General features: G+C 71.8%; 2 protein-coding genes and 1 pseudogene. All 3 read left to right on the top strand.

Annotation, left to right across the window (positions count from 1 at the left end):
- Window positions 1-325: pseudogene (locus tag E1300_RS49000) on the top strand (sugar ABC transporter substrate-binding protein); the annotation flags it as partial.
- A 119-nt stretch (window positions 326-444) separates the two neighbouring features.
- On the top strand, window positions 445-1,230 hold the full coding sequence (locus tag E1300_RS48995; RefSeq protein WP_131764085.1) for an ATP-binding cassette domain-containing protein: 786 nt from the start codon (window positions 445-447) through the stop codon (window positions 1,228-1,230).
- Between the two features lie 11 nt (window positions 1,231-1,241).
- Window positions 1,242-2,525 carry a sugar ABC transporter permease gene (locus tag E1300_RS48990; RefSeq protein ID WP_242619908.1) on the top strand — a complete coding sequence of 428 codons (1,284 nt, stop codon included), beginning with the start codon at window positions 1,242-1,244 and terminating at the stop codon, window positions 2,523-2,525.
- Window positions 2,526-2,618: the final 93 nt, after the last annotated feature.

Here is a 2,618-nt window from a genome sequence, read left to right as displayed (position 1 = left end):
CGCCATCACCGGCCAGGACGCCACCACCCAGGGGCTGCAGAACATCCTGGACGGCAGCCAGTGCATGACCGTCTACAAGCCCGTCAAGCAGGAGGCCGAAGCGGCCGCCAAGCTCGCCGTCGCGCTCCTCAAGGGCGAGAAGGGCGAGACCAACGGCACCACGAACGACCCGACGGGCAAGCGCGACGTCCCCTCGGTGCTGCTCAACCCGATCGGCATCTTCAAGGACAACGTCAAGCAGGTCACCGACGACGGCTTCGTGAAGCCCGCCGAGCTGTGCAAGGGCGCGTACGCGGCCAAGTGCAAGACCGCGGGCATCCAGTAGCGACCGCGCGCTGACTCCGTGGCGGGCCCCACCCCGCTGGAGGCGTCCCGGGGCCCCGGAACCCCGGGCCGCCGGGGGCCCGCCACGGGCCGACGCATCACCCCCTGGAAGGGAAACTCGTGGCAGAAAACGGTGACCCCGTCCTCCGCCTGACCGGGCTCAACAAGAGCTTCGGTGCCGTCCACGTCCTGCACGACGTGGACTTCGAGCTGCGGCTGGGCGAGGTGACGGCCCTCGTCGGCGACAACGGCGCGGGCAAGTCCACCCTCATCAAGTGCATCGCCGGGATCCACCCGATCGACTCCGGCACCATCGAGTTCGACGGGCGCCCGGTCGTGATCGGCAGCCCCCGCGACGCCGCCGCCCTCGGCATCGAGGTCGTCTACCAGGACCTCGCGCTCGCCGACAACCTCGACATCGTCCAGAACATGTTCCTCGGCCGCGAGCGCCGCAAGGGCATCATCCTGGACGAGGACTCGATGGAGGAGGCCGCCCGCCAGACCCTCGCGCGGCTGTCGGTCCGCACCGTCAAGTCCGTCCGGCAGCAGGTCGCGAGCCTCTCCGGCGGCCAGCGGCAGACCGTCGCGATCGCCAAGGCCGCGCTGTGGGAGTCGAAGGTCGTCATCCTCGACGAGCCCACCGCCGCGCTGGGCGTCGCGCAGACCCGGCAGGTCCTCGACCTCGTCCGGCGCCTCGCCGACACCGGGCACGCCGTCGTGCTCATCTCGCACAACATGAACGACGTGTTCGAGGTGGCCGACCGCATCACCGCGCTCTACCTTGGCCGGGTCGCCGCCGACGTGAAGCGGGCCGACGTCACCCACGGCCAGGTCGTGGAGCTCATCACCGCCGGCCGTTCCGGCGATCTCGGCCTCGCGCCGACGACCGCCGCCGAGAGCATCTGAAGGGGGCCGACGTGTCCACCGAGATCCCGAAGGGCAAGGAGGCCGCCATGTCGCTGGCGGACTCGGACTTCGCCGCCGACACGCGCGAGCACGACGTGCGCTCCGCCGTCAACGACTACCTGGGCCGCGTGCGGGCCGGTGAGCTGGGCGCCCTCCCGGCCATCCTCGGCCTCGCCTCCCTGGTCGTCCTGTTCACGATCCTCAAGCCCGACACCTTCCTCAGCAAGGGCAACATCGCGAACCTGTTCACGCAGGCGCTCCCGATCACCATCCTCGCCATGGGGCTGGTGTTCGTCCTGCTGCTGGGCGAGATCGACCTGTCCGCCGGCGTCGCCAGCGGCCTGTGCGCCGCGGCCATGGCGAAGCTCATGGTCGACGGCGGCCAGCCCTGGTACGTCGCGGTCCTCGTCGCCATCGGCGTCGGCATCGTCATCGGCACCGCCATCGGCTGGCTCGTCGCCGTCGTGCGGATACCCTCCTTCGTCGTCACGCTCGCGCTGTTCCTCGGCCTCCAGGGCGTCACCCTCCGCATGATCGGCGAGGGCGGCACCGTGCCCGTCCGCGACGACGTCATCGTGGCCCTCGCCAACAAGAACATCCCGGTCGCCCTCGGCTGGGTGCTCGCCGTCGCCTGCGCCGTCGGCTACGCCGCCACGCAGCTCCTGCGGTGGCGGCGGCAGCGCGCCCGCGACCTGCACTCCAAGCCGGTCGAGCTGGTCATCGCCCAGTCCGCCGTCGTCGCGATCGCCCTGCTGTTCGGCACCTACCTGCTCAGCCTCGACCGCGCCCCCAGCCCGCTCATCACCCTCGCGGGCATCCCGTGGGGCGTGCCGGTGGTCGGCGTCCTGCTCATCGTCTGCACGTTCGTGCTCGGGCGCACCGCCTACGGCCGGCACATCTACGCCGTCGGCGGCAACGCCGAGGCCGCCCGCCGCGCCGGCATCAACGTCACCCGGATCCGCATCTCCGTCTTCATGATCGCCTCGGGTTTCGCGGCGCTGAGCGGTATCGTCGCCGCGTCCCGGCTCAACTCCGTCACCCCCGACTCGGGCGGCGGCAACACGCTGCTGTACGCGGTCGGCGCCGCCGTCATCGGCGGGACGAGCCTGTTCGGCGGCCGCGGCAAGGCCCGCGACGCGGTCCTCGGCGGACTCGTCATCGCCATCATCGAGAACGGCCTCGGCCTGCTCGGCACCAAGGCGTACCTGAGCTTCCTCATCACCGGGATCGTGCTCCTGCTCGCCGCGAGCATCGACGCGCTGGCCAGGCGCCGGCGGTCGAGCGCCGGCCGGTGACCCGGTGAGCGCGCCGTGACCCGGGACGGCTGGGAGCCGGCGGCACGCGCCACCGGCTCCCCGGCCGCGCCGGACGGCGGCGACCCGCCGTCC

Origin of the sequence: Actinomadura fibrosa, from assembly GCF_900659615.1 — a bacterium.
Taxonomy (GTDB): domain Bacteria; phylum Actinomycetota; class Actinomycetes; order Streptosporangiales; family Streptosporangiaceae; genus Spirillospora; species Spirillospora fibrosa.
Note: the sequence above shows the minus strand (reverse complement) of the source record. Positions and strands in the feature narration are given on the sequence as shown.